A 772-nucleotide genomic window follows, 5' to 3' on the forward strand; every position below is an offset into this window, starting at 1 on the left:
GAAACTAACAAAGCATAAAAAGATCTCCAATAACACCGTCATTGAGATCGATCACTGTTCCCCGCTTGAGATCCTGAAGCTGCAGAAGAACCTGATGCGGATTGCAGAAGGAGAAGGGATCCGGTTCGTTTTGGGAAAGGGAAAACATAAGCCGGAAATCCAGAAACTCTACGAGGAACTGGAGGAATGCGGGACCCGCCTGATGGGATACAAGGAATGTTTTGAGATCATGGGGAAAGACCGCAACAGCTATTCCAAAACAGACCTGGAAGCAACATTTATGCGGATGAAAGAAGACCATATGAGGAACGGGCAGTTAAAACCGGCATACAATGTTCAGATTGCAGTAGAGAATTACTTCATTGTCCATGGATATGTGAGTAATGACCGGACAGACTACAATACACTGATCCCTGTTCTGGAAAAGCACCGGAACGCATTTGGGGATACGCTGGAAGCAGTTACTGCTGACAGCGGCTACTGCAGTGAGAAAAACCTGTTATATCTAAAAGAGAATAAAATCCGGAGTTATATTAAACTTCAGGATCATGAGAAGCGGAAAACCCGCGCTTATAAAGAAGACATCGGGAAATATTACAACATGGGATACGCAGTCTTTGAAGATGAGCATTATTACATCTGCCATGACGGAAGGGAACTGCATCATATCCGGACGGAAAGCAAAGAGCAGGACGGCTATACCCAGACGGTGGAGGTCTATGGCTGTGCGGACTGTAGCGGCTGTGAGCATAAATCCAAATGTCTTTACAGA

Annotated in this window: 1 protein-coding gene; it reads left to right on the top strand. The window is 45.5% G+C overall.

The window, feature by feature from the left end; all coding sequences use genetic code 11:
- Positions 1-772: transposase (locus H6A32_RS15815; RefSeq protein ID WP_204864822.1), on the top strand; the 772-nt coding region annotated here is incomplete at both ends.

The organism is Drancourtella massiliensis (assembly GCF_016900655.1).
GTDB lineage: Bacteria > Bacillota > Clostridia > Lachnospirales > Lachnospiraceae > Sellimonas > Sellimonas catena.